This is a genomic window from Alteromonas sp. KS69, assembly GCF_003989595.1.
Classification (GTDB): Bacteria; Pseudomonadota; Gammaproteobacteria; order Enterobacterales; family Alteromonadaceae; genus Alteromonas; species Alteromonas naphthalenivorans.
On record NZ_PYHU01000003.1, the window covers coordinates 211,196 to 235,657 of the forward strand.

Sequence of the window (24,462 nt, forward strand, 5' to 3'; positions counted from 1 at the left end):
TTTTAAAATTTCCTGGCATAACCGAACATCTGCATCAAATCGGCTTCACTCATTCCAGGTGCAATTGGGAAACGATGTAAATCATAAGGTGAAGAAGAAGGGAGTTGATTTATGCCTGGTTGAAAATTAAAAGCTAATTCATAACCATTGTTTTTAAGGCCGTCTACAACATTATCATCATACGTAGAGCGGTTTCCTACGGGGTATGAAAACGCTGAAATCTTGCATTGTAAATTGGATTCTAAAAGCGCTTTTGAATGACTAAGTTCGTAAAATAGCTCATCAGTGGTTAGCTTGGTAAGAATATCATGGTTGTGGGAGTGAGCACCTAGTTCCATACCATTATCTATAAGTGCTTGTAAGTGACTCCAGTCCATAAACTCAGCGGCAGGGTACAAACCTGAATGGTTGAGATATGCTTCTAATTCCTTGATTTGTTCTTCCGCGGTGCGTTTACAGTGCTTAATAGATGCCAACACAGCACGGATAAAGTGATCACCATCGTGCTGGTTAATGACCTTTTCAGACCATCCCGAGAGTTTGATTGCTTTTGGGTCATACGTTTTAAGTAAATAGGCTACTTTGTCCCACCAAGGAACAACGGTATTTCCTATTAACCCTGTTGCTATGAAAAAGCTAGCAGTGACATTAAGGCTTTTGAGTATTGGGAGTGCATTGCTGTAATTATCTATATAACCATCGTCAAACGTTATACACATCACTCTTTCATTGATTTTTTCGTTAGTACGAAGGTATTCGCTAAGTGCGCTCAAACTAATTATTCGAAAGTGTTTTTTAAAAAATGTGAGATGCTGCTCTAATTCCTTCGTGGAACAAGAATAAACACAAGGGTCGAATTGCGTATCTGCACTATCTCCAATCCGATGGAAATTAACACTGTATAAGCCATTTGGTCTGGATGACCAAAAATACTTGTCCAGCCCTAACAAGTTTCCGAATTTCTTCTTAATACGAGACATCGTCAAACTTAAAGCCGCTTAAATGATGGGGAGGGTAAAATATAATCTCTATAAGCATTGGGGTTACCCTCTTCGCCTGCTTCTGCAGCTTTGATTATATTGTACATTTCTCGAGCCGAAACATAATGAAGTAAGTGATTTTCGCCATCGTTGTATTTCTCATTAAGGTGGCGATGCATTGCTTCAACAGGCTTTCCTAACAGCGTATCCATATCCCCATCTTGCGCACCGTGAGTATGAATTTTTATAAATACCCACTCAGGCTTGCCTTTAACATGTATGCCTTCGTCAACCCACAAATCGACACGGTTTGGCGTAGGGGGGAAGGTATGTCTGACGTCAGAATTTTCAATTTGCGGGAAAATTCCTTTTTTTCTAACCTTCCAATTCAGTCCTAAAATGCCTTGGATAAGAAGTAGGTCGCCCCACGCTTTTCCGCCTTTTTCAATTGGTTTGCCGGTTTCGTACGATTTCGGCTTATCAGGGTCATCTTTTGCGTAATAAATAGTATTAAGCATGGCAGGCTGAGATGTATCGGGAGACGGAAAAGTAAAATCCGCGTAGCAACCTGTTTCATTCAGTACAATTAGCTCATCATTGACACCACACCAATGACCTTCAGGGTGTGAGTTGTCCAGTACCCAGTTACCATGGATGAATGCGTAAGTGGGTTTTCCTGTTTCGGGATCAATGCTCAACGCATTGTGCTCTTCGTGTAGGCATTGAGCAAAACCGGAAAGGGTTTTCCTTAAATTGTCACTGGTATCATTCTCATGATGTAGATGGATTTCAATCTCGCCAAAGCCTTTGGCACAAAGGTCTGAGATTTTATCTAGATGTTCTTTTCTATATTCTTCTTCTGGGTAAAAAAAACTATGCTTGGGATGGCAACCATCTGAATCAGTAAATTTCGATGCCATCAAAGGATAATCAGTCATCCAACGGTCTACACGTTTTCTTTCTAATTCAATATTATCTTTGTTAAGCCATTGAGGCTCATAATGGTCAACGAAGCAAAACATAACATGCTTCGTTCCTGAAGGCTCTGGCGATGATGTAAATTGACTCTTGGTATAGTTCCATAGCCAACTTTGCATTTTCTTCTTTTTAATAATGAAAATAAAGGCTGCTATGAAGAGTGTGAGTATAATTATTGCAACAACTGCAATCATCGAGATGTCCTTTGCCAAGTAGCAGATAAATTGCTTGTTAAATATCTAATGTAGCCGCGAAAAAGCGAAATATTCATCGATACAAAAAACGTTATTAATGAGACTAAGCCACTAACAATAGGTATGTTTTTTAAAAGCTTAAGGCTTCCAAGTAGCCATAAGCAATAGAATGCAACCTGCGCGCTAAAAACGTAAGTGTAAATCGAATGGCTATGCCAAAGCAAAGCGAAATTCGTAGATAAAGAGATGATCATAAAATGCGGTACAAACCAACGCATGACTTTATGACTTATATAAGAAAACCATCGCCATTTATATTTAGGGTTGAGTAACCAAGTAAGTCTGGCAAAAGCTTGGTAATTGCCTGCGCCAATACGTATACGACGATTAGCTTCTTCTCGCATGCTTGGCGCTATCTCTTCTATCGCTTTTGCTTCTGGCGTGTAAACCACGGATTGGTTTTGGCGTGCGACATTCATTACAATACAAAAGTCATCGATAATCGTGTTACTTGGCAGTGGAACATAAAATTTAGTTTTGATGGCATAGATACCGCCATTCGCTCCTAATAGAGCATCTAATCTTGATTCATGGAATTTCAATACTTGTTCATACTTCCAATAAAGGTTGTCTTTATTGTCTCCAGAATGCGCATCAACGAGTACCAATTCTCCGCACACCGCCCCAACATTTTTCTGGTTGATAGACATAACAAGTTGAGTTACCGCGTCTTTTTCAAAGACGGTATTAGCATCTGAAAAAACAGTTACTTCTGAAGTAACACGTTCCATCAAGTCATTTAATACATTAATTTTGCCTCTATTCTCTTCGAAGCAAAAAGTACTCAGCCTTGGGTCGTCAAAAGATGACAATATGGCATTGGTATTGTCTGTGCTTCCGTCAGATGCAACAAATATATTGAGTTTTTCTGCTGGGTAATCCATTGAGAGTAAGTTTTCTACTCGTTCTTTTATACAAGACTCTTCGTTGAATGCAGAGATAACAATGGTGACTGAAGAGCTGTCAGAAATGTCAATACGACGTTCTTTTTTAATCAGCGTGTACTGTGTGTCTCTAACACATTGAACCAAGGCGCTGACCAAAATTAAAATCAAAGGATAGATAACATAGCTATAGATAATAGCTAACGAGACAACCCAGAATAAAATTTCAATATACTTCATTTATGCTTACTTTGATTTCGCGGGAATGCCAAGTGCAGTCTTGTTAGACTCTACGTCTTTTACTACTACTGCATTAGCGCCTACTTTTACATTATTACCCACAGTGATTGGACCAAAAACTTTAGCGCCAGCACCAATAAATATATGGCTGCCTAGGGTGGGAGACTTTCCTTTTTCATCACCCATTACAACACCGCTTTCTAAGGTGATATTGATACCCCCTTTTACTTTAGAGTTTATGACTACGCCGATAGGATGCATAATGACAAAACCTTCGCCGAAATCCGCATTTACACCGATAACACAGCCATTATAAACCCTATTTACGTGTTGAATTATCAACGCGATAGGAGCCAAAATTTTCGTCTTTGCGCACCTTGCAGCCAAGCGGAAAAGGATATTAGCACTAGTTCCATCAGTAAGACACGTCCTAAATAATGAAATTTCAGCGCCATCTTGATGGAAAATTTCCTGTTTTCTTTTTAAGTCGGATTTTATAAGTTGCAATGTAGATGGCATGGTTACGTGTCTTTACTTTCTTCTAAAATCTGTTTCACTTTCTTAAACATGTACTTTTGCAAAGGGTTTCTGTTTCCCCAAGGTCTCCATGTCTTTATCAAGTTATTTCGGTATGCATCAAAGTGGAGGCCTCGTGGAGCGCAGATTACCTCACCTCTATCTAATAGCAGTTTCAGTACATTGGTACACAAAACTCCCGCCGCTAACGAAATACCCATACACGTTGAAGGTACTTTCTTTTTCATAAAGTTAACGGATGAGTTTTGAACGAGATAATGCCTCTGTTGGACAGAAGGAGAAACGCCTATTACAAAGCGAACAATATTATCTTCGAAGTATCGCTCCTTAGTGACATCGTCAGCGCCATGGGGAGCGTCAACCATTGCAAAGTACTCGTCGAATGACATACCCCCTGGTTTGAAACATAGCATGGCAGTGCCCATACCCATTGGTGCGGCAGTAATGGTTGGTATACCTAATTCATAGCAGCGACGGAAGACTTGTCTTCTTATTTCTAAAGCAAAGATATCCAAACTGTCTATGTAAACATCAACACCATCTAAGAAAGCCTCAAGGTTTTCCAGCGAGATTCCTCTGTCAAAATTCTTAATATGTGCATCGGGATTAATATCTCGTAACGTTTTTTCCATCACAACTGATTTTTCTTCACCAATTGTAGATATAAAAGCACCAGCCTGACGATTGAAGTTGGCGTAATCATATTCGTCTAAATCAGAAATGTGAAAGTTTGAAATGCCCATTCGGGCACATACAATGGCGTGATCGCCTCCAACACCACCAAGTCCGCCGATAGCTACTTTAGTATTTTTAATCTTTTCTTGCTCAGCTTCTGTTACCCAGCCAATATTTCTCGAGAACGCTTCGTTATAATTGAACATGAGATATCTCGTCTTATTAATTATTAAAGATTTGTCTGAACCTTCAGTTCGTTAATCCTACGTTCGTGCTCTTGAGTTTTTGGGTTCAATTGCGTTAATACTTCTCGGGCTTCGCTGTCATTCTTAGCTTTCAGAAGTGCAACAACGTAATCGATACCAATATCGGGGGAATTTGCGCTAGTGTTAAACGCATTTTCAAGTAAGGCTAACGATTCATCTACTCGGTCTAGTTGTAGTAAAATTTTACCACGGGTCGCCATTATAGAAGGGTTCCCTGGAAGTATAGCTTGAGCTTTATCTGCGTACACTAAAGCGTCTTCATATTTTTCTGCTTCACTCAAAAGCCAAGCCAAATTGTTTAGCACAAGTGGGCTCTGCACTGGTTCATTTTCTACAAGGTATTTATAGTGAATAATCGCCTTTTCTGGGGCGGAATAAATCTGTTGATTGGCGGCAAATAAACGAATTTTATTGTGGCTTGGTACCATTGAAAGGTGTTTTTCACTGAATGCTAGCGCTTCAGCTTGTTTATCAGCCCTGAATAGCGCGGTATAAAGAATAGAGGCGACTTCTTGGCTTTTCACGTTCTGATAAACTCTCTCTATAACATCAATGGCTTCGTTATACTTGCGTTGTGCGATTAGTAGTTTGCTTTGAACTGTTAGCCCTAGTTCTGAGCTTTTAATAGCTGGGCTAAGTGAGTCGAAAACGGTAGCGGCTTGTTCAATTTTACTATCTAAAATTAAAATTCGAGCTTTAATCAGTTTAAGTTGTGTTTGTTCTGGGAATAGTGCAATACCTTCTTCCAATAGTTTAAGCGCGCCTTTGTAGTCTCTTGTGATTTCAGCCAATTCGATAGACTTTAAAAATGGCTTTGTGCTTTGCTCTAGTCCTCGCCATTTTTCAAGCGCCTGTGAGGCATTTACAAAGTCCTTTTTTTCCCAATAAGCGTCAGCTAGCATCATCCAATATTTTGGTTCTTTTTCCGCCTTGCTATGGATGTTTTCTAGTACTGAAAGCTGTTCATCTGTTTTATTTAGCTCTGCCAGAGCACCCGCGTAAAGCAATGCATACTTTATATCATCTGATGAGTTGCTCGCTTTTTTAAACGGCTTGAGTGCAGCGTCATAGTTTCCAAGTTCGCTTTGAATTTGAAAGTGTCGCATGAGGACAACGATATCTAGAGGGTGGTATTCCACTAACGATTCAATCTTAGCTTTAGCTGAACCTTGGTTGTTATCGCGAATGTCTTTCTCAACAAAAAATAAGTTTGCAGAAATGTGTTCAGGTTCTAATTCAAGAATTTTGTTATAGATGCCAGCTACCTTATTGGCGTTGCTAGTGCGTGAGCTCGCTTGCGCTTGAATATGTAGCGCCGATACAGTGTCGGGGTGAGCATCTAACCAATCTACTGCCAATTGTTCTGCGTTATCGAATTGCCCTGCGTTAAGATAGGCGAACGCTAGTACAAGGAAAGATTTCTCGGAATCGGTATCCTGCTGAAAACTGTTCTCTAACTCATCTATTCCAGTATCAGAAGTGAGTATTTTTAAAAGGCCAATACTTCTTAGAAGTTCGGCGTCTTGTACATCATCTGTGTTTATCTGTTCTATCAGGTTTTTGGCTTGCGCAATTTCACCTTCTTGAATAAGCAAAGATGAAGACTTTGCTAAATAGAGTGCTTCGTTGACAGGAATAGACCTAATATCATCCAAAGAGCCATCGCTGTCATTGCTATACCCTAATTTAATCTGAATGATGGAATATAGCTTATGAGAAAAATGCTCTGGTGGTAAGGTTTCTACTATTACCTTTAAGTTTTGATATGCCTGCTCTAAATTGTTTTCGTAGTAATTTGCTAACGCAGCTAAGAGTCGGGTTACGGAATTTGAACGACCATTTTTAATTGCGGTATCAAGGTAAATAAGCGAATTTTCAAAATCGTTTTTAGAAAACTCAATCGTTCCTTTCAATTGATTAAAATAAGGATGATTAGCAGAAAGTGACAAGAGCTGATTAACTAAAGGTTCAGCTCTATCATATTCTTTGTTATTTATTAATGCGTCTGCTAACTTTAACTTAATTTTGTAGTCATCAGCTCTTTTTTCAAGCAAGCCTGTTAAGGTATCAATAGCAAGGTTCCACTTCCCATCGACTGATTCCAAAATAGCTTTCAACTGAAGTGCTGGGATAAAGTCTGGTTCAGCTTCTACACTTTTATTGGTGTATTCAATTGCATCAGCAATTCTATTGTTTTGAACGGCTAAGTAGGCTTTTGCCAGTTGGGAAATTTTTGACAATTCATTGTCAGTAAGACGAGAAAAGCTAGCTGACGCTCTGAACTTTCCGCCACTATTGTACGTTGCAATTGCCTTATAAATTTCTAATTCAAAAAAGCTTTCAGTATTCTCTTCAGTGTTTGGGATAGATAACTTTTGTAGTTCGTCGAATGATTCAAGCCATAAGAATGTTTCTGCGAGGGATACGACACCATTAGGAGACAGGGAGGTGCCAGCGCGCACGAGCTCTTTTCTCGCCGCAGAATAAAGCCCTTGCTCCAAATACACTAAACCTAAGGACTCCCTAGCCGTTAAGTTATTTGGTTCTTCTTTAATAACGTTTTTTAAGGCTATTGACGCTTCTTGATACTTGCCTTCTTGTTTTAGTTGTTCAGCATCTAGAAGTACTTCTTTAGTCGATTTAGGGCTGCACGCAGTAAGGTTAAAGAGTAGAAGGGAGGTTAAAACCGCTAATTTAACTGAAGTATCCACATTAATTTCCTTATTATTTCTTTACACTAAACTAACGCATCAGAATAAATATACAAGATAATATGAATAATTAAATCGCTATAGTGTGGGTATATCTTTGTTAAGTGATTAAAAAAAACCGCTCAAGAAAGAGCGGCCTTTAATTAGATTACAATGTAATCAGAATTTTACTTTTGACGACGTCTGCGTGCAAAACCGAACATGCTCATAAGGCCAAGACCGAATACAGCTACGGTTGACGGCTCAGCTACCTGGAAAGTAACTGCTGCAGTGTGGTCATCAGATACTAAAACGGTAGTGCCGTCAGCGCTAACTGCTAAAGGAGCAAGAATGTTAGCTTCTAATTCTGCGATAGAAACCGTTTGCGCAGCGCTTAACACGATATCAGTCATCGTATCTTCAATGTACTCTTGGAAAGAAGTGAACACTGTGCCTGCAAGGTTAGAAAAGTAAAATACTTCTTCGCCTGCAGCAGTTAAGCTTGAGTCTGTCACAAGGCTTTCAACAACTTGTTCACCAACATTAATGCTGCTAAAGCTAAACTCGGTGCTCATTAGCAAAACAGGGCCGCTTAAAAAAGCAGTACCTGCATCTTGGTTGAATGGGTCAGATACATCGTAAGCGTAAATATCAAGTGAACCGCCAGTGTAATCAACACCAACACCAGAAACTAAATCACCATCAAGGGCAAGGTCAAACGATAAACGTGTTTGAGAAAAAGGGAAGGTGGTGAAATCAACGCCTAAGCCACCTGGTGAAGGCGTGTAAGTGAAAGTGTTCTGGATTGCTGTACCATCTAAAACCATATCAGCGAAATCGTCATAAACTGGAGACGATAATTGACCGCCAAAATCATAACCGATTAAAGATGTACCAGCACGAGTAGTCACTTGACCAGCATCTGTGCCAGAAGTAACAACTTCAGTGTAAGAATCGTAAGAAAGGTCAAGTTGTTCGATAGGACCTAAAGGATTAACAGTCGCATCGTCAGACAAATCAAGATAAAAAGGGGTAGCTGCGGCTTGTCCACTAAGCACTAAACCCGCAGCTGTAATCGTTGTAAGTAGTAACTTTTTCATTTCTACTCTCCGTAAGTATGCAGCGATCTAAATATTGCATTTTTACAAAGCAGTTAGCGTGCCATTATTTAAGTTGTTGATTTTTTTGATTAATAATTTTGGTCGAAAACGATCTGTAAATAAACTCGACAATTCTATCGGCGTTTCTAACAGAAAGGTCATTATTCGCAACATCATGGCCTAGTGAAGCTTGAATATGCTTAAACATAGCGGCAAAGCCTTTAGGTAGGTTTTTATGTAACATCTCTGGTGTTATATAATAAGCGGCACGCTTTCCATGATAATCAACTACAGGACCAATTTGTTCGAATTTTATCCCTATGAACCGCATAGAACGAGCCAATCGTGGCTCCATCATTACGTAGGTATGCTTAATCCCCGAATTAATTGATATAGATGCTGCTGCTAAGTACAACCCGATAGCAATAAAGGGGAAGCATCGAAGTTCAGTTTCCGAGTAGGTCGATGTATTGATTACACCTGTAGATGCACCATCATACTTATCGCTTTTACGACGGCGAAATTCTTCTGGTACCGCTAATCTAGATACTTCACAAATTTCGTGGCGCTTAAAATTTGCTGGGTTAAGTTCAGGATGGGTTATTGAAGAGGGGCAATATTTTTCAATAGGCAACAACTCATCTTCTTTTTGCGGGCGAACGAGTCGAACCGTACCAGCAAAACGCTGAGTCTTTTTATGTTCAATCATGCAAGCCGTAGAGTAAGCATCAAATTCATCAATTTCTAGTTTTGATTCTCTTTCCGGTTCAAAGCCTTCTTCTACGCAATAAACTTGATGCCTAATGCCATATGATTGTTCTTTTAGATCCTTATTGCTTGCAACAAGTGGCGTCAAATACGCAGAAAAGTGCGAAGAGATTTCTCTGACCTCTTGTAACTTTTGATATCCGCCTAGTGCTTTTGATATTCTACTTTTTTTTCCAAAGATTGTTTGGATCGTAGAAATTAATTTCCTTTTTTGCATGTTTATTCGTACCTATTTATAAAGACCATACATCCAGAAAGGCTATAAAGGTATCTGCAACCTAAGCAGTGCAACATACTAAGCAGTATAGATTGTATTCCTAATATTATGAACGTATTATTTTTGTAGTTGTATTTATTAGTAAATATAAGTGAAACTGTTAGTTATATTTTTCCCGGTGTCTACATTGATATCGATTAACCCAAAGGTGCATCGTGAAAACAGACTCGAAAAGCAGAAGCTTAATGGTATGCGTACTCATAATGGCTTGTATAATCTCGACACAAGCGCTAGCGAAAAACCTCGTTGAGCTGACTAAAAATTCGGTAAAATCTACGGTAGCCATTGCGCTTCATAGCCCTTTGAAACACACAACACCTCAAATAAAAGGGACTGGCTTTGTTGTTGCCGATGGTAAATACGTTGTTACAAACTACCACGTTGTTGACGAAGAGCTAGACCCTACTATAGTCGAACATTTCGTTGTAATGTTGCCAGATGGCAAACAAGTACGCTTCGATAAAGTGGAAATTTTGGCCATCGACGACAAGCATGATTTAGCTTTGCTAAAGGTGAATAATCCTTACCCCTCGTTTAAATTAGCCAGCAACACATTGGTTGATGCAGGCACGGAGCTAGCCATTTTTGGTTATCCATTAGGGGGAGCTTTAGGGTTGTTCCCTGCTGTACATAAAGGCATAGTTGCTACCATTACTCCTGATTATATGCCTTCTAATAATGCGAGATCGCTTACCGCGAAAAGTCTTGATAGACTCAAGAATCCAGATTTAATTTATCAGTTAGATGTGACCGCTTATCCAGGTAATTCAGGTAGCCCAGTTGTTAACGTTGAAACAGGGGAGGTGTTTGCGGTCATTAATAAAGTTTACGTTAGAGACAGTAAAGAAAGTGCGTTATCGCATCCTTCAGGCATTTCTTATGCCATTCCAATTGAGCACGTTCATGCACTGTTAAAGCGTGAAATGGAAAAATAGAAAATAGGACTTTTATGAAAATTCTGGTTACCGGCGCTGCAGGCTTTATTGGTGCAGCCGTTTCTCAATATTTAATTAATCGCGGTGACGATGTTGTTGGGATTGACAACATTAACGATTATTACGATATCGCGCTTAAACATGCCAGGCTTGAGCAAGTTCAAAATTCAGCGGCAGGTGAACGCTTTACATTTATTAAGATGGGTGTTGAAGATCGCCCTGAAATGGCAGCCTTATTCGAAGACCAAAAGTTCGACAAAGTGGTGCACTTAGCGGCGCAGGCAGGGGTACGGTATTCAATTGAAAACCCTAATGCTTATGTAGATGCCAACCTAGTTGGCTTTATGAACATCCTTGAGGGATGTCGCCATAATAAAGTAGGTCATTTGGTTTATGCATCATCAAGTTCTGTTTATGGTGCGAATGAAACAATGCCGTTCTCAGAACAGCATAATGTCGATCACCAAGTAAGCTTATACGCAGCGTCGAAGAAAGCGAACGAGCTAATGGCGCATACGTACAGCCATCTATACAACTTACCTACTACTGGATTACGTTTCTTTACGGTTTATGGCCCTTGGGGTCGCCCTGATATGGCGCTATTTAAATTTACTAAAGCCATACTGGAAGGCAAAACCATTCAGGTATACAACTTCGGTAACCATAGACGAGACTTCACCTACATTGATGATATCGTTGAAGGGGTTATTCGCTCATTAGATAACGTGGCGAAGCCAAACGAAAGTTGGGATGCAAGTGCGCCAGATCCAAGTTCAAGTAAAGCGCCTTACAAGGTTTATAACATTGGTGCACAAACACCAGTGCATTTGCTTAAATTTATCGAAACCTTAGAAGCGTCACTGGGTGTTGAAGCGAAAAAAGAGCTTTTACCATTACAACCTGGTGATGTTCCAGATACCTATGCAGATGTATCATCATTGGTTAATGACACAGGCTACAAGCCTTCTACGTCTATCGATGTTGGTGTTAAGAATTTTGTAGATTGGTACAAAGACTTTTACAACATCTAGAAAGCCAGGTTAAAGGACTTCCTAGCCAGTAGAGGCCACTTTGAGAGATTGAAAAGCGGCACATTTTTTAGGAAGAAATTCTTTCGTGGTTTCGTAACCAAGTTCAAATAAATGGTTCTTCATTTCAGCGGTTAGCGCAAAGTCTACCGCTGAAATTTCCCCCGTATTAATGACCACAGTGTTATGCCAGTACTTCGCGTTAATATATTCTCTTGATATGGCTGTCATAAAGGTGCGTATCAACATCGATAGATACTGCGGTAGCAATAGCACACCTTTCTTTATTATCTTACGTTTTTGAATGGCACTTTGAAGTCGAAAGCATACCGTCGGCGTGCCATCATGTTGCCAATCTTCAAACAAGGCATCTTCAGATAATATTGCGCCGTCTACCAACAAGTGTTCTTTGAAAGGTTTAAAGGAAAAGAGTAGAGGGATAGACATAGAATAACGTACAGCTTCTGAAACCTTCATGTCCGGCGTATTGTCTTTACCAAACAATACAGGGCCGCCACCGTTTACATCTGTGGCTAATATAGTGAGTGCGATGGGAAGTTCGGCAAAAGTAATTCCTTCAAGCTTATCATCAATCCAGCGTTCGAAATGATCTCCCGACGACAACCCGCCTTCTCGCAATAATCGCCACACGGAAAAAGCGGTAAATTGTTTAAAGTCGGTGGCAATTACTAACTCTCGCATATCTTCAATACTATGGCCTTTGGCGTACATCGCCGCAATGATTGAACCTCCAGATACCCCCACAAGTGTTTTAATTTCCACATTTAAATCTTTAAGTGCTTTTAAAATACCAATATGCGCACTAAGTCGAGTGCCCCCGCCCGACAAAATAGGCACGATAGTAGCGGGTACCTTAGCAACGGGTACCGATGAAGTTACCTGCATGTTTTTAACTCCAGTGATTATAGTAAAAGCGTAGTAGAGTTAGCCGAGCCTGCCACTTTATTGGCGTGCTGGTAGGTGACTTATTAATTAACTATGTACGAGTGTTGGCAGTGCTAAAGAAGCAAAAATGCCGAACTTATCTAATTAGTAATACTAGGTGAGATAAGCTCGGCATGGCGTTTATTGACTGGCGTAGCCATAGAAATAGCAACAACGAATACGCCGTTGATTTAGCCAGGTTAATCTCGTTGGGCTATTTTACAGAGACTAACTTCGCTTTCATTTCGCGGCGTCTTGTGTGCAATAAAGGCTCGGTATAACCACTTGGCTGTTCTTTCCCTTTAAAGATAAGATCGCTAGCGGCTAAGAAACCAATTGAGCTATCTAAATCAGGCATCATAGGGATATATTCTGCGTCGCCAGCATTTTGCTCATCAACTAACTTTGCCATTCTGCGAAGGGATTCATCAACTTGCGCGGCACTTACAATGCCGTGCTCAAGCCAGTTAGCGATGTGCTGCGATGAAATACGCAAAGTCGCTCTGTCTTCCATCAGCCCAACATTATTAATATCAGGTACTTTAGAGCAGCCTACTCCCTGATGTACCCAACGAACCACGTAACCTAAGATACCTTGCACATTATTATCTATTTCCCGCTGTATCGTGTCGGCTGATAGTGAATCTCTACTTTCTAGCAGTGGAATAGTCAAAATATCGTTAAGGCCTGAGAAATCTTGATCTAATCCCTTCTGAATGTCGAAGACATTAACATCATGATAATGCAGCGCATGCAAAGTGGCAGCGGTAGGTGAGGGTACCCATGCGGTATTTGCACCAGACTTTGGATGTCCAATTTTGGCATCCATCATATTTTGCATTTCATCGGGAATTGGCCACATGCCCTTGCCAATTTGCGCCTTACCTGACAGGCCACATCGAAGGCCGACGGCTACATTTGCGGTTTCATAGGCTTTAATCCACAGCATCGTCTTAAGGGTCGCTTTTTCGGCGAAAGGGCCTGCAAGCATAGACGTATGAATTTCATCGCCTGTTCTGTCTAAAAAGCCTGTATTAATAAATACAACGCGAGACTTCGCAGCATTGATGCAGGCGTCTAAATTCACGCTGGTGCGGCGTTCTTCATCCATAATACCCATTTTCAACGTGTTTTTAGGCACATTGATGACGGTTTCTATTTTGGCGAATAGCGCATCAGAAAAAGCCACTTCTTCAGGGCCATGCATTTTGGGTTTAACAATATAAATGCTGCCATGACGAGAGTTTTGGAATGGACTGTTATTCAGTAAGTCATGCTTGGCGATAAGCGAAGTCACTAAACCGTCCATAATACCTTCTGGTACTGGCTCACCATCGAATAGCATGGCGTCATTTGTCATTAAATGACCTACGTTACGTACAAACATAAGGCTGCGCGCAGATAAAGATAGTTGCTCTTGATTCGTTACATGTTTTGAAGGCGAATACACTCTATCTTCATGCATAGCCCGAACGATAGTTTTGCCACCTTTACTCATTTCAATGCTTAGCGAGCCTTTCATTAGCCCTAACCAGTTGCTATAAACCAAGGTTTTATCTTCGGCATCAACAGCGGCGACTGAGTCTTCGCAATCCATGATGGTAGTCAATGCAGCCTCAATCAGCACATCTTTAACGCCAGCGGCGTCAGTTTTACCGATAGGGCTGGTGGCATCTATCTGAATTTCAAAATGCAGGCCGTTGTGAACGAATAACAGCGCAGTAGGAGCTGTTATATCACCTTGGTAACCTTGCCATTGCTCGGTGTTCGCAAGTGTAGTGATGTCGCCATCAGTTAAGGAAATCGCCAATTTGCCTGTTTCTATTTTATAACCGACAACATCTGCGTGGCTTCCTTTTGCAAGTGGAAGCATACTATCTAAATAGCTTTTCGCTTTCGCTACCACTTTCTCGCCACGGATAGGGTTATAGCTTTTGCCGGGTTCTGCTCCGTTCTCGTTGCTAATAACATCAGTGCCGTATAAAGCATCATACAAACTCCCCCAGCGAGCATTAACAGCATTCAGTGCATAACGGGCGTTGTTAATTGGTACAACTAATTGAGGGCCAGCCATAGTAGCAATTTCTGCATCCACGTTTGTGGTATCGGCTTGTACCTTTTCAGGCTGCTCTACTAAGTAACCAATTTCTTTTAAGAAAGTTATATATTGCTCACCGAAAGCGGGGTTTCCCGCTTTGTGATAGTCATCGATAGCGCGTTGGAGTTGTTCTCTTTTTTCTAGCAGGGCACGATTTTGAGGAACGAATTCTGAAAAGAGGGCTTCTGCACCTTGCCAAAAAGCGTCTGATTGAACACCAGTGCCTGGCATTGCCTGTTGGTTGATGAAATCATCGAGTTGCTCAGCAACCTGTAAACGGCCTCGTGTAATATAATTTTGCATAACTACCTCTATACATTTTCTGTAGCTCTAGTGTAGAGAGTATAGAGGCAGTTTTTTAATTTATGGTTCCTATCTTTGCCATTTTTACAGTGAATGTTTGTGTGCATTTAGTATTCATATGTAAAATCTTAATGGCGAGACACTACAGGATGCTTTAGCTGTCACTCATTTCGTTCGCTACATCGCTAATCAAGCGACGTAACCAGATATGCCCCGCATCATGGTGCAATAGTGCACTCCATGCCATTTTTAACGCAATTGGGGGAATATCGAACGGTGGTTCTTTCACTACAACGCTTGGGTCGTCTTTAAATAACTTTGCCGCTTTGCTTGGCAAGGTGGCGATAAGCTTTTGCGTTTTAGCTATCTGTAATGCCGCGTGGTAATGTCGTGTAAATACGCGAATAGCCCGTTGCTTGCCTATTTTAGTTAGCTCTGCGTCTACCCAACCAAGTTTCTGTACTTCTGTTGGGTCGATACCCACGCCAACACCAAAGCCAGTTTTACTCACCCAAATATGTTGAGCGCTTAAGTAGCTGTCTAAGTCACACTTAGCAACAAGCGGGTGATCTGAACTCATTACACAACTAAAGGTATCGTACCAAATCACTTTTTGATGAAAAGACAGCGGCAGTTCTTCAAAGCGGTTAATGGCCATGTCGACCTTGCCTTGCTCTACATCGTGGAAGGTAACGTCACTAGGGGTAATTAAATCTAGCGTAATGTTTGGTGCTAGATCAGTTAGCCTGCCTACTAGTTCAAGTAATAGCGTGCTTTCTGCATAGTCACTTGTCATGATGCGAAAAGTGCGTTCGCTGGTTAGCGGATCAAAATCGGTCTCTGGTTGAATTGAACTTTCAAGTCGGCTGAGCACATCACGAATAGTGGGTTGAAGTTCAAGTGCCCGTTTTGTAGGCGTCATTCCGTCGCTGGTGCGCACCAATAAAGGATCTTTAAATAAGTCACGCAGGCGTTTTAACCCATTGCTCATCGCAGGTTGCGTGATGCTAAGCTGATTGGCCGCTTTTGTTACACTGCCTTCTCGCAGTAAAACATCTAAATATACCAGTAAATTTAAGTCGACCTTCGCTATATTCATTATTGTAATGCTCTTAATAAACTCAATTAGACAGGGCTATTATAAAGCCTTTTTTATCCGCTGTCAGATACGCTTTTGGTCTTACTCTTAAAAAGAATGAAAATTTCAAGTATCTGAAAAATATGAATATTTGTTTTCTATTGCTGATAATTACATTGATTTGTTAATTTGGATATGGAGCAAATTCAGATAAATTCCCTGAATAATAAAAAAAGGCACCCTAAGGTGCCTTTGAACAAAGTTGGGATACTTTGTGTTTAAACGTCGAACTGGTTCATGGTGTTATCATCACCAGAAGCTTTAAGTGCACCTTCACCAGAGAAGTACTCTTTGTGGGTATCACCTAAATCTGAACCTGCCATAGCTTGGTGTTTAACACATGCTAGGCCTTGGCGAATTTCTTGGCGCTGAACACCGCGAACATAAGCCAGCATACCTTCTTCACCAAAGTACCCTTTGGCCAAGTTGTCAGTAGACAACGCCGTAGTATGGTAAGTGGGTAGTGTAATAAGGTGATGGAAAATACCCGCTTCGCGAGCAGCGTCTGCTTGGAAGCTCTTAATTTTTTCATCAGCGGTAGTGGCTAACTCAGTCGCATCGTACTCTTCGCTCATCAATTTAGCGCGGTCGTATGCAGAAACATCTTTGCCTTCTTCAGTCCAAGTATCAAATACTTGCTGGCGGAAGTTCAGTGTCCAGTTGAAAGATGGAGAGTTGTTATAAACTAACTTCGCGTTTGGTACTTCTTTACGAATGGCGTTAACCATTTCAGCAATCTGACCAACGTGAGGTTTTTCAGTTTCAATCCACAACAAGTCTGCGCCGTGTTTAAGTGATGTTATACAATCTAGTACTACGCGGTCGAAACCAGAATTGTCCTTAAAGCGGAATAAGCCATTTGGTAAGCGCTCAGGCTTCACTAGTTGTCCACCTTGCTTCAATACAAGGTCGCCTTCAGATAAATCGTCAGCACCGTTAACAGGTGTTGTTTTTAAGAATGCATTGTACTGAGCAGCCAGGTCGCTTTCAGAGGTTGATACAGGGATTTTCTGCGTTAGGCCGGCACCTAGTGAATCGGTACGAGCAACAATAACGCCGTCATCTACGCCAAGCTCTAAGAATGCATAACGAACCGCATTAATTTTAGCTAGGAAATCTTCATGTGGAACCGTTACCTTTCCATCTTGGTGACCACATTGCTTTGCATCAGAAACTTGGTTTTCAATCTGGATACAACATGCACCGGCTTCAATCATTTGCTTAGCTAATAAGTAGGTCGCTTCTTCGTTACCGAAACCAGCGTCGATATCTGCAATGATAGGTACTACGTGGGTTTCGTAGTTATCAATTTGACTTTGAATAGCTGCAGTGTCGCCGCCTTTAGCTTTCGCGTCGTCTAGCTGATGGAACAAATCGCCTAATTCACGAGCGTCCGCTTGGCGCAAGAAAGTGTATAGCTCTTCAATGAGTGAAGAAACGGTTGTCTTTTCATGCATTGATTGGTCTGGAAGTGGCCCGAATTCAGAGCGAAGCGCGGCTACCATCCAGCCTGAAAGGTATAAGTAGCTTTTATCGGTAGTACCTTGGTGTTTCTTCACTGCCAACATTTTTTGCTGACCGACAAATCCGTGCCAGCAACCTAAAGACTGAGTGTATTGCGCTGTGTCAGCATCATAATCTGCCATGTCTTTTCGCATGATTGCAGCAGTGTAGCGCGCAATGTCTAAACCAGTCTTGAACCGGTTTTGGATTTTCATTCTAGCAGCGTACTCAGGGCTAATGCCTTCCCAAGCACCTTTTTGTGCTGCTTTTAACGTGGCGAAGTTATCAATATCTTGTTGATACTGCGACATGAGCGTTTCTCCCTACTATAATTAGTTTCAATGTTGTTTTGAGATTTCGCATTGGTGCGTTCTCTTAAGCTTCCATTTCATCCTAGTGTGGCAGTCGTAATAATAAAAGCGTATATTTTTGATTGCCATCATTCATGGTGTGAATAAATAAGGGGGGATTAAACTGGTAGTAGTTTCCATCAATATTCGTAAGAAAGTGATTTGTAGGCTAGCTTTTACCTAAGAGAGTAAAAATTAGGCGGGTTATTAGCATAATTGCTAATGGGTTTCTGATTGCATGACGTGTAAATTCTTTTGACACTTCGCTGCAATTCAGTAATTGGCAGTAGGTTTTCCGAGTAATTGATTTTGAGAATTAAAGTGAGTAACGATGAGTAACGGCGTCCTTTCCTCAGTTGATCAGCGCACTAAGCTAGTGGGTGAAAACAGGCTTGAATTGCTGATGTTTCAGTTGGGTTCTCGTCATATCTTTGCCATGAATGTCTTCAAAATTAAAGAAGTTATCAACATTCCTAAATTCAATAGCATGCCTGGTTCTCACCAGAACCTTAAAGGCGTAATGAATTATCGAGGCAGCGCTATTCCTATCATTGATATACGCCAAGCGATTAAAATGCGAGGCGGCTCAATAGGTAGCGATGCGCATAACGTTATCATTACGGAATATAACCGAAGCGTCCAAGGGTTCATTATTGGTAAAGTAATGAATATCGTGAACACATCGTGGGATACCATTCAACCGCCACCTAGTGGAATGGGGAAGACAAATTACCTTACTGCCATTACGCAAGTTGATGTGCAAGGTAAAAGCGAAATTGTTGAAATTATCGATGTGGAAAAAGTACTTGCCGAAATCATAGACTACGACATCTCTATATCTGAGGAAGTACTTGATGCAGATATCGTTAATCACTTCAAAGATAAAAAAGTATTAATTGTCGATGATTCAAGTACTGCAAGAAAACAAGTCAGAGACACGCTAGAGCAATTAGGAATAACCATCATTGAGAGAAAAAATGGGGCTGAGGCTTTAGCGTTACTCAAGGAGTGGGCGGATGCTGGAAAGCGACCCAGCGATGAGATATTGATGATGTTTACCGATGCTGAGATGCCGGAAATGGACGGTTATATGCTGACTTCAGAAGTACGAAATGACCCTAGAATGCACGATCTCTTCATTACATTAAACACGTCTCTAAGTGGTAGTTTCAATGATGCTATGGTCGAAAAAGTGGGATGCGACCGTTTTATTTCCAAATTCCAACCCGACATGCTTGTAGAGGTTGCTCAACAGCGACTTCGACAGTACCTCTCAGAAAGTTAGCAATTTTCCTTGTCACTAACCCTTCTGACGATACTATTTACCCTTAATGCTTTGAGAAATGGGTAGGTCTGCCTTACACTAACGCCTTCAATAATAAGCATGTTCAACATTCTCGCCGTCATCTGGTGAATATTTTGTGCAATGTGTGAAATGACACAATTCTTAAATGCGACCCATTTAGGATGAGGGTCGTCCGCGCCCACGTTTTTTTGATATGGCGCTTTTTCAGTTCTCAGGGAAGTTTCATGATTTATAGTAAACGCAAATTATTAACCACCTTTACGCTATGCGGCTCGCTTTTAGCACTGTCTGGGTGTGGCTCTACCTCAAATGAAAGTGCGCAAAAGACTGTTGCGCAAAACTCAGCACCTAACAATATTATCATGGTAGTAGCTGATGGAATGGGGCCTGCTTTCACTACGGCGTACCGTAATTATGTTGATGATAAAAACACCCCTGAAGTGGATGCGGTCGTATTCGATGATATTTTGATGGGGAATGCATCTACTTATCCAGCACCCGTTTCTGGTTACGTAACTGATTCAGCTGCCGCAGCTACTGCACTGGCGTCTGGTGTGAAATCTTATAACGGTGCTATTGGTGTTGATGTAGATAAGCAGCCTGTTAAATCTGTCATGCATTACGCGAAATTGAAAGGTATGCGAACAGGCTTAGCGGTCACCTCACAAATTGTTCACGCTACGCCAGCGGCTTATATTGCTCACGACGAAAGTCGCCAGAACTACAATGCTATCGCCGACGATTTTTTCGATGTGCGCGTAAATGGTGAACTTGTCGCCGATGTGATGTTAGGTGGTGGTACTGATTTTTTTGAGCGGGAAGATCGTAATATCATTGGTGAGTTTATTGATGCCGGTTATGAATATACCGACACTTACAACCGTTTAGCGACAGTGCCTAAAGGCAGCAACGTACTGGGGTTATTTGCACCTGTAGCCTTACCTGCCATGCTAGACGACAGCCGTGATAATCGCCTTAAATACCTAACAGAACATGCTATTAAGCACTTAGAAAACGACAACGGGTATTTCTTACTGGTTGAAGCAAGCCAAGTAGACTGGGCAGGGCATGCCAATGATATCGCGTCGGCGATGGCTGAAATGCAAGACCTTGCCTACACCATAGGATTCTTAAAGACCTACGTGCAAGCGCACCCAGATACCTTGGTTATTCTAACGGCCGATCACAGCACTGGCGGTTTAACCATAGGTGCTCGAGGTGACTATAGCTGGAGCCCAGAGTATTTACACAACTTGAAAGCGTCATTGGGTACCATAGCGAAGAATATGGTTGAACACGATAATCCTGGTGATTATGTTGCAACGACTTTTGGTTTTGATGTTACCGATGAAGAAATCGCCACGCTCGATAGTATTGCACAGCAAGATGTGAAAGCGCGCTTTAATGCCCTGAAGGTATTTTTAGACAACAAAACCAACACAGGCTGGACAACATCGGGCCATACTGGTGTAGACGTAGAAGTATTCGCATTTGGCGCTGGTCACGACGATTTTATGGGCCAAATTGATAATACGGATATCGCTAAGAAGATTTTTAACTTCATTGATAATCGCAATACCACTACCCAAGGTATTTCAACAAACGTTGAGTTGATAAAAGCAACGGATAGAAAAGACGGCACAAACGCAAGCTGCGACTTTAAAGAAAATTGGCGTTGTAACTAAACGTATAGGAATACTGCGCTAATGCTGGAATTGTTAGAAGCCATTTTTGATGAAGTAAAACCTATGCTAGGGGAGGGTAAAGTCGCAGACTATATTCCTGCGCTTGCCAGTGTCGATCCTCATCAATTTGGCATCGCTATCTGTGATATTGAAGGGCACATTACGTCAATTGGTGATGCTGATGTGCCTTTTTCTATTCAAAGTATATCTAAAGTCTTCAACTTAGTGCTTGCCATGAATCACTATGGCGAGGGCATGTGGGAACGGGTAGGTTGCGAACCGTCGGGTCTGCCATTTAACTCGCTAGTACAGTTGGAATACGAAGACGGTATACCACGGAACCCGTTTATTAATGCGGGGGCATTAGTGGTGAGTGACATGACACAGTCTCGTTTCGCCTCGCCTCATATTGGTATGCGAGACTTCGTCAGGCGCTTAGCGTGTAATGAGCAAATCTTTGCTAATAAAGTGGTTGCCGATTCAGAGTTTGAACATCGGGCTAGAAATGCCGCTATGGCGTATTTAATGAAAGCTTACAATAACTTCGAGAACGAAGTTGAAGATGTATTGCATAGCTATTTTAACAACTGTGCCTTGGAAATGAGTTGTGTTGATTTAGCGCGAGCCACAAACTTCTTAGCAAATAGAGGTTACTCTAAATGTGCCGACGAACAGGTACTAAGCCCAGACCAAAATCGTCAAGTAAATGCGTTGTTAGCTACAAGCGGTATGTACGACGAAGCGGGGAGTTTTGCTTTTAAGGTTGGCTTACCAGGGAAAAGCGGGGTTGGCGGGGGAGTAATAGCCGTAGTACCTGGTCGCTTTTCTATTTGTGTGTTTTCACCTGCGCTAAACGCGGTGGGGAACTCTCATTTAGGTGTAGCTGCGCTTACGTCATTGAGCAAGCGCATTAATTGGTCGGTCTACTGATTAATAAAATCATCTAACTCTTCGCCAGTTATCTTCTTAATCTGGCTGAATAAATACCATAGTGCGGTAATAAGCAATATCATGCTGGGTATGACAATGACGGGGTAGCTTAAGGCTGTCATTCGGCCTAGTTCTTCGGTATAAGCCGTAGTGCCTGGCTCGCTAACCAAAATCACCTTGGCTAAAATGTAGTTTAAGGCAGAAGATAAAAAGAACGAGCTTGCCACAATGTATGAACTTACTGCGACTTTACGTTTAAACAAAGCCTGTTTGTTTTGTTCATCGAGTACGCGGTTCAAGTGAGGCCAGTTTATAATTTGGTCGTTTAAGATCAGCATTTTGACCAGCGGCTTTTCAGTATATTGGGTTATCAATACCGCCAAACCAATAGCCGCAGGAATAGCTGCCTCTTTAATGGCGATATACTCGGCAGGCAGTTTTAACAAACTAAAACCACCCGTTAGCAATACGCTGATAATACCTAAAACAGAAAACCCGTTTACTTTGCCTGATGCTTTCAAATCCCATAGCCCATAACCTATGGGGAAAGCGAGTGCGGCGACAATACTCCATTCGGGGCCTAAATAATCTTCAGAGCTTGCATAGCTCATTAGCACCACGGGTATAATAATATTGAAAGCAAGGTTGCCGAAAAAGCCCTGATTTTTTTGCTGCGATTGTACTTCTGCCATAACGCCTTTATCTTTCTCTTATTTGCCGCACTGTTTAATTGAGCACAATTATACGGCATCCATTCATCGTGCCCAGTGCCAAGCGGCAAATAACCCACCTAAAAAGCCAAATAGATGATATTCAAATGAAATAAATCTAGAGGTTGGCAATATACCTACCAGCATTCCGCCGTAAAGGATGGCAACAATGATAGAAATAAGCAGGTATTTCACTTTCTTACTCTTAAAACCAGCTAATACTAGGAAGCCGAAGTAGCCGTAAACCATACCACTTGCGCCAATATGCATAGCACTACGACCAAAAATCCACACCCCCAGTCCGCCAATAATCAACGTACTTGCGGTGGCGATGAGAAAGGTGCGCTTTCCCCACTGCATAGTAAGCCACATAAACAGCAATAAGGGGATAAAGTTAGCCATTAAGTGGGACGGCGTACCGTGTAAAAATGGGGCTGTGAAGATATAGGGCAAATGAGACAAGGAGCGTGGATATACGCCAAACTGATTCAAGCTATTTCCCGTTACCAGGTTCACTATCTCAATGACGATAAGAAATGCAGCCAAGGTAAGTAACACGCGAAGTTGAAAAGACAGTGGCTTCATAAACAATTTTTATTCCTTCGTTATAACACTTGCCTAGTATGGAAGTATTGCTGGGCGGCTATGCTCATTAAACAACAGCGTTTTGTTGTTCAGCTACAATCAACTACAAGATGATGTGGGGTAAATATCGAGACAAGTCTTGCGTAATCGCATTGCTGTCTTCACGCACCGAAATGCCTGCTGGCATGTCATCTACCAACCAGCTACCAATGAGTGTATGGTTTCCATCAAACACAGGAAGGGGGTGAAAAGCTTGTACAATAAACCCTTCATCTCCATACGGACCTGGGCTTAATTCCGATTCCTTTCCATTTTCAATTAATGAAATATTCGCACCTTCTCTTGAAAATAATGGCTTTTTGACCCACTTGCCGCCGTGCGTGGCATTATGAGGGGTTTTATGATGGATATTATGAGGAATATCGTCGGCGAAATAGGCAGGGAGTAAATTAGGGTGGCCTTTAAATTTCTGCCATAACAAAGGCAGTAGTGCTTTGTTTGAAATAATAGACTTCCACGCAGGTTCTAACCAATTTACCTTTGCATCAGCGAGTGAGTCACCAAACTCTTCGCGCAGGATAAACTCCCAAGGATATAACTTGAAACAATCGGTAATGGGGGCATCAGCCAGGTCGGTAAATACCCCTGTATCTGCCAAACCAATGTCTTCAATAAAAACGAAGTCGCTTTGAATACCAGCTTCTTTTGCGCAGTCTTGAAGGTATTGCACCGTCCCTCGGTCTTCTTCGGTATCTTTGCAGCAAGAGAAGTGCATTTGATTTAATTGATAATGCTGGGCTATTTCACCGAAGCGAAACACCAGCTTTTCCTGCAAGCTATTAAACTGATCAGCATTTCGCGCCAGTACACCCGCATTCACTTGTTGTTCTAACCATAGCCATTGCCAAAAACCTGATTCGTACAAGCTGGTGGGCGTATCTGCATTGTTTTCAAGCAGTTTTGCGGGGCCTTTGCCGGAATAAACTAAATCTAAGCGGGAATACAAACTAGGGTCGCGGTTGCGCCAACTGTCTTTAACTAATCCCCAGTGGGCTTCGGGAATAGAAAAGCGGGTGAGTAACTGCTCACTATTAACCACATCATCTACCACAGCTAAGCACATTTGATGAAGCTCAGCGGTGGGGTCTTCAATGTCTTTTTCAATCTGAGCAAGCGTAAATTGATAATAGGCGCGCTCATCCCAATAGGGTTCGCCATACATGGTATGAAAATGAAACCCAAATTCGCCGGCCAATTGCTGCCAACCTTTGCGAGGCTGGCATGGCATTCTAAACAT

Annotated in this window: 20 protein-coding genes; 5 read left to right on the plus strand and 15 right to left on the minus strand. The window is 41.6% G+C overall.

What is annotated here, in order from left to right:
• Positions 1–2: 2 nt before the first annotated feature.
• The 8 genes from C7Y69_RS02340 to C7Y69_RS02375 form a co-directional block, all read right to left on the minus strand.
• Positions 3–980, minus strand: a complete 978-nt coding sequence (locus C7Y69_RS02340; RefSeq protein ID WP_126871672.1) for a polysaccharide deacetylase family protein — start codon at positions 978–980, stop codon at positions 3–5.
• An 8-nt stretch (positions 981–988) separates the two neighbouring features.
• Positions 989–2,152: a hypothetical protein gene (locus C7Y69_RS02345; protein ID WP_126871673.1), complete on the minus strand. Its 1,164-nt coding sequence runs from the start codon at positions 2,150–2,152 to the stop codon at positions 989–991.
• Positions 2,149–3,336: a glycosyltransferase family 2 protein gene (locus C7Y69_RS02350; protein WP_126871674.1), complete on the minus strand. Its 1,188-nt coding sequence runs from the start codon at positions 3,334–3,336 to the stop codon at positions 2,149–2,151. The genes C7Y69_RS02345 and C7Y69_RS02350 overlap by 4 nt, the downstream gene beginning before the upstream one ends.
• Positions 3,337–3,342: 6 nt before the next feature.
• Positions 3,343–3,855, minus strand: coding sequence for a serine O-acetyltransferase (locus tag C7Y69_RS02355; RefSeq protein ID WP_126871675.1), 513 nt, complete (start codon positions 3,853–3,855; stop codon positions 3,343–3,345).
• 2 nt (positions 3,856–3,857) lie between these two features.
• A complete protein-coding gene (locus C7Y69_RS02360) occupies positions 3,858–4,754 on the minus strand; it encodes a ThiF family adenylyltransferase (RefSeq protein ID WP_126871676.1) in 897 nt (298 codons plus the stop codon).
• A gap of 23 nt (positions 4,755–4,777) precedes the next feature.
• On the minus strand, positions 4,778–7,525 hold the full coding sequence (gene prsT / locus C7Y69_RS02365) for an XrtA/PEP-CTERM system TPR-repeat protein PrsT (RefSeq protein WP_185864126.1): 2,748 nt from the start codon (positions 7,523–7,525) through the stop codon (positions 4,778–4,780).
• Between the two features lie 167 nt (positions 7,526–7,692).
• Complete coding sequence (locus tag C7Y69_RS02370) at positions 7,693–8,604, minus strand: PEP-CTERM sorting domain-containing protein (RefSeq protein WP_126871678.1); 912 nt, start codon at positions 8,602–8,604, stop codon at positions 7,693–7,695.
• Between the two features lie 64 nt (positions 8,605–8,668).
• Entirely contained in the window at positions 8,669–9,589 is a 921-nt protein-coding gene (locus tag C7Y69_RS02375; protein ID WP_126871679.1) for a PEP-CTERM/exosortase system-associated acyltransferase, read from the minus strand.
• A gap of 263 nt (positions 9,590–9,852) precedes the next feature.
• On the opposite strand from C7Y69_RS02375, the gene C7Y69_RS02380 reads away from it, so the two are divergent.
• Positions 9,853–10,584, plus strand: a complete 732-nt coding sequence (locus C7Y69_RS02380) for a serine protease (protein WP_260563410.1) — start codon at positions 9,853–9,855, stop codon at positions 10,582–10,584.
• A gap of 14 nt (positions 10,585–10,598) precedes the next feature.
• On the plus strand, positions 10,599–11,615 hold the full coding sequence (locus C7Y69_RS02385) for an NAD-dependent epimerase (protein ID WP_013783233.1): 1,017 nt from the start codon (positions 10,599–10,601) through the stop codon (positions 11,613–11,615).
• A 21-nt stretch (positions 11,616–11,636) separates the two neighbouring features.
• Here C7Y69_RS02385 and C7Y69_RS02390 read toward each other — a convergent pair whose 3' ends face one another.
• From C7Y69_RS02390 to C7Y69_RS02405, 4 genes are all read right to left on the minus strand, one after another.
• Positions 11,637–12,518 (minus strand): patatin-like phospholipase family protein, encoded by an 882-nt coding sequence (locus tag C7Y69_RS02390; protein ID WP_126871680.1) that lies wholly within the window; start codon positions 12,516–12,518, stop codon positions 11,637–11,639.
• A gap of 253 nt (positions 12,519–12,771) precedes the next feature.
• The gene (locus C7Y69_RS02395; protein ID WP_126871681.1) at positions 12,772–14,958 is read right to left on the minus strand and encodes a malate synthase G; all 2,187 of its coding nucleotides are present in this window, start codon (positions 14,956–14,958) and stop codon (positions 12,772–12,774) included.
• A gap of 154 nt (positions 14,959–15,112) precedes the next feature.
• Positions 15,113–16,057, minus strand: a complete 945-nt coding sequence (locus C7Y69_RS02400; RefSeq protein ID WP_013783236.1) for a LysR family transcriptional regulator — start codon at positions 16,055–16,057, stop codon at positions 15,113–15,115.
• A gap of 257 nt (positions 16,058–16,314) precedes the next feature.
• Positions 16,315–17,910 carry an isocitrate lyase gene (locus C7Y69_RS02405; protein ID WP_013783237.1) on the minus strand — a complete coding sequence of 532 codons (1,596 nt, stop codon included), beginning with the start codon at positions 17,908–17,910 and terminating at the stop codon, positions 16,315–16,317.
• A 370-nt stretch (positions 17,911–18,280) separates the two neighbouring features.
• On the opposite strand from C7Y69_RS02405, the gene C7Y69_RS02410 reads away from it, so the two are divergent.
• The 3 genes from C7Y69_RS02410 to glsB all read left to right on the plus strand — a co-directional run bounded on the left by C7Y69_RS02410 (position 18,281) and on the right by glsB (position 21,870).
• Positions 18,281–19,234, plus strand: coding sequence for a chemotaxis protein CheV (locus C7Y69_RS02410; RefSeq protein ID WP_126871682.1), 954 nt, complete (start codon positions 18,281–18,283; stop codon positions 19,232–19,234).
• Positions 19,235–19,479: 245 nt separating this feature from the next.
• Positions 19,480–20,940 (plus strand): alkaline phosphatase, encoded by a 1,461-nt coding sequence (locus C7Y69_RS02415; RefSeq protein WP_126871683.1) that lies wholly within the window; start codon positions 19,480–19,482, stop codon positions 20,938–20,940.
• Positions 20,941–20,961: 21 nt separating this feature from the next.
• Positions 20,962–21,870, plus strand: a complete 909-nt coding sequence (glsB, locus tag C7Y69_RS02420; protein WP_126871684.1) for a glutaminase B — start codon at positions 20,962–20,964, stop codon at positions 21,868–21,870.
• Here glsB and C7Y69_RS02425 read toward each other — a convergent pair.
• The 3 genes from C7Y69_RS02425 to C7Y69_RS02435 all read right to left on the minus strand — a co-directional run bounded on the left by C7Y69_RS02425 (position 21,864) and on the right by C7Y69_RS02435 (position 24,462).
• Positions 21,864–22,562 carry a VC0807 family protein gene (locus C7Y69_RS02425; protein WP_126871685.1) on the minus strand — a complete coding sequence of 233 codons (699 nt, stop codon included), beginning with the start codon at positions 22,560–22,562 and terminating at the stop codon, positions 21,864–21,866. The two genes, glsB and C7Y69_RS02425, sit on opposite strands and share 7 nt — an antisense overlap.
• Before the next feature lie 63 nt (positions 22,563–22,625).
• On the minus strand, positions 22,626–23,165 hold the full coding sequence (locus tag C7Y69_RS02430; protein ID WP_126871686.1) for a rhomboid family intramembrane serine protease: 540 nt from the start codon (positions 23,163–23,165) through the stop codon (positions 22,626–22,628).
• A 103-nt stretch (positions 23,166–23,268) separates the two neighbouring features.
• On the minus strand, positions 23,269–24,462 hold the full coding sequence (locus C7Y69_RS02435) for a glutathionylspermidine synthase family protein (protein ID WP_126871687.1): 1,194 nt from the start codon (positions 24,460–24,462) through the stop codon (positions 23,269–23,271).

What these genes read in the sequence shown, in the direction of transcription:
- C7Y69_RS02405 (WP_013783237.1), bottom strand. Translation starts at nt 17,910, where the DNA reads ATGTCGCAGTATCAACAAGATATTGATAACTTCGCCACGTTAAAAGCA.
- C7Y69_RS02370 (WP_126871678.1), bottom strand. Translation starts at nt 8,604, where the DNA reads ATGAAAAAGTTACTACTTACAACGATTACAGCTGCGGGTTTAGTGCTT.
- glsB (WP_126871684.1), top strand. Translation starts at nt 20,962, where the DNA reads ATGCTGGAATTGTTAGAAGCCATTTTTGATGAAGTAAAACCTATGCTA.
- C7Y69_RS02430 (WP_126871686.1), bottom strand. Translation starts at nt 23,165, where the DNA reads ATGAAGCCACTGTCTTTTCAACTTCGCGTGTTACTTACCTTGGCTGCA.
- C7Y69_RS02400 (WP_013783236.1), bottom strand. Translation starts at nt 16,057, where the DNA reads ATGAATATAGCGAAGGTCGACTTAAATTTACTGGTATATTTAGATGTT.
- C7Y69_RS02385 (WP_013783233.1), top strand. Translation starts at nt 10,599, where the DNA reads ATGAAAATTCTGGTTACCGGCGCTGCAGGCTTTATTGGTGCAGCCGTT.
- C7Y69_RS02340 (WP_126871672.1), bottom strand. Translation starts at nt 980, where the DNA reads ATGTCTCGTATTAAGAAGAAATTCGGAAACTTGTTAGGGCTGGACAAG.
- C7Y69_RS02380 (WP_260563410.1), top strand. Translation starts at nt 9,853, where the DNA reads ATGGCTTGTATAATCTCGACACAAGCGCTAGCGAAAAACCTCGTTGAG.
- C7Y69_RS02425 (WP_126871685.1), bottom strand. Translation starts at nt 22,562, where the DNA reads ATGGCAGAAGTACAATCGCAGCAAAAAAATCAGGGCTTTTTCGGCAAC.
- C7Y69_RS02415 (WP_126871683.1), top strand. Translation starts at nt 19,480, where the DNA reads ATGATTTATAGTAAACGCAAATTATTAACCACCTTTACGCTATGCGGC.
- C7Y69_RS02355 (WP_126871675.1), bottom strand. Translation starts at nt 3,855, where the DNA reads ATGCCATCTACATTGCAACTTATAAAATCCGACTTAAAAAGAAAACAG.
- C7Y69_RS02390 (WP_126871680.1), bottom strand. Translation starts at nt 12,518, where the DNA reads ATGCAGGTAACTTCATCGGTACCCGTTGCTAAGGTACCCGCTACTATC.
- C7Y69_RS02345 (WP_126871673.1), bottom strand. Translation starts at nt 2,152, where the DNA reads ATGATTGCAGTTGTTGCAATAATTATACTCACACTCTTCATAGCAGCC.
- C7Y69_RS02360 (WP_126871676.1), bottom strand. Translation starts at nt 4,754, where the DNA reads ATGTTCAATTATAACGAAGCGTTCTCGAGAAATATTGGCTGGGTAACA.
- C7Y69_RS02410 (WP_126871682.1), top strand. Translation starts at nt 18,281, where the DNA reads ATGAGTAACGGCGTCCTTTCCTCAGTTGATCAGCGCACTAAGCTAGTG.
- C7Y69_RS02395 (WP_126871681.1), bottom strand. Translation starts at nt 14,958, where the DNA reads ATGCAAAATTATATTACACGAGGCCGTTTACAGGTTGCTGAGCAACTC.
- C7Y69_RS02350 (WP_126871674.1), bottom strand. Translation starts at nt 3,336, where the DNA reads ATGAAGTATATTGAAATTTTATTCTGGGTTGTCTCGTTAGCTATTATC.
- C7Y69_RS02375 (WP_126871679.1), bottom strand. Translation starts at nt 9,589, where the DNA reads ATGCAAAAAAGGAAATTAATTTCTACGATCCAAACAATCTTTGGAAAA.
- C7Y69_RS02435 (WP_126871687.1), bottom strand. Translation starts at nt 24,462, where the DNA reads ATGTTTAGAATGCCATGCCAGCCTCGCAAAGGTTGGCAGCAATTGGCC.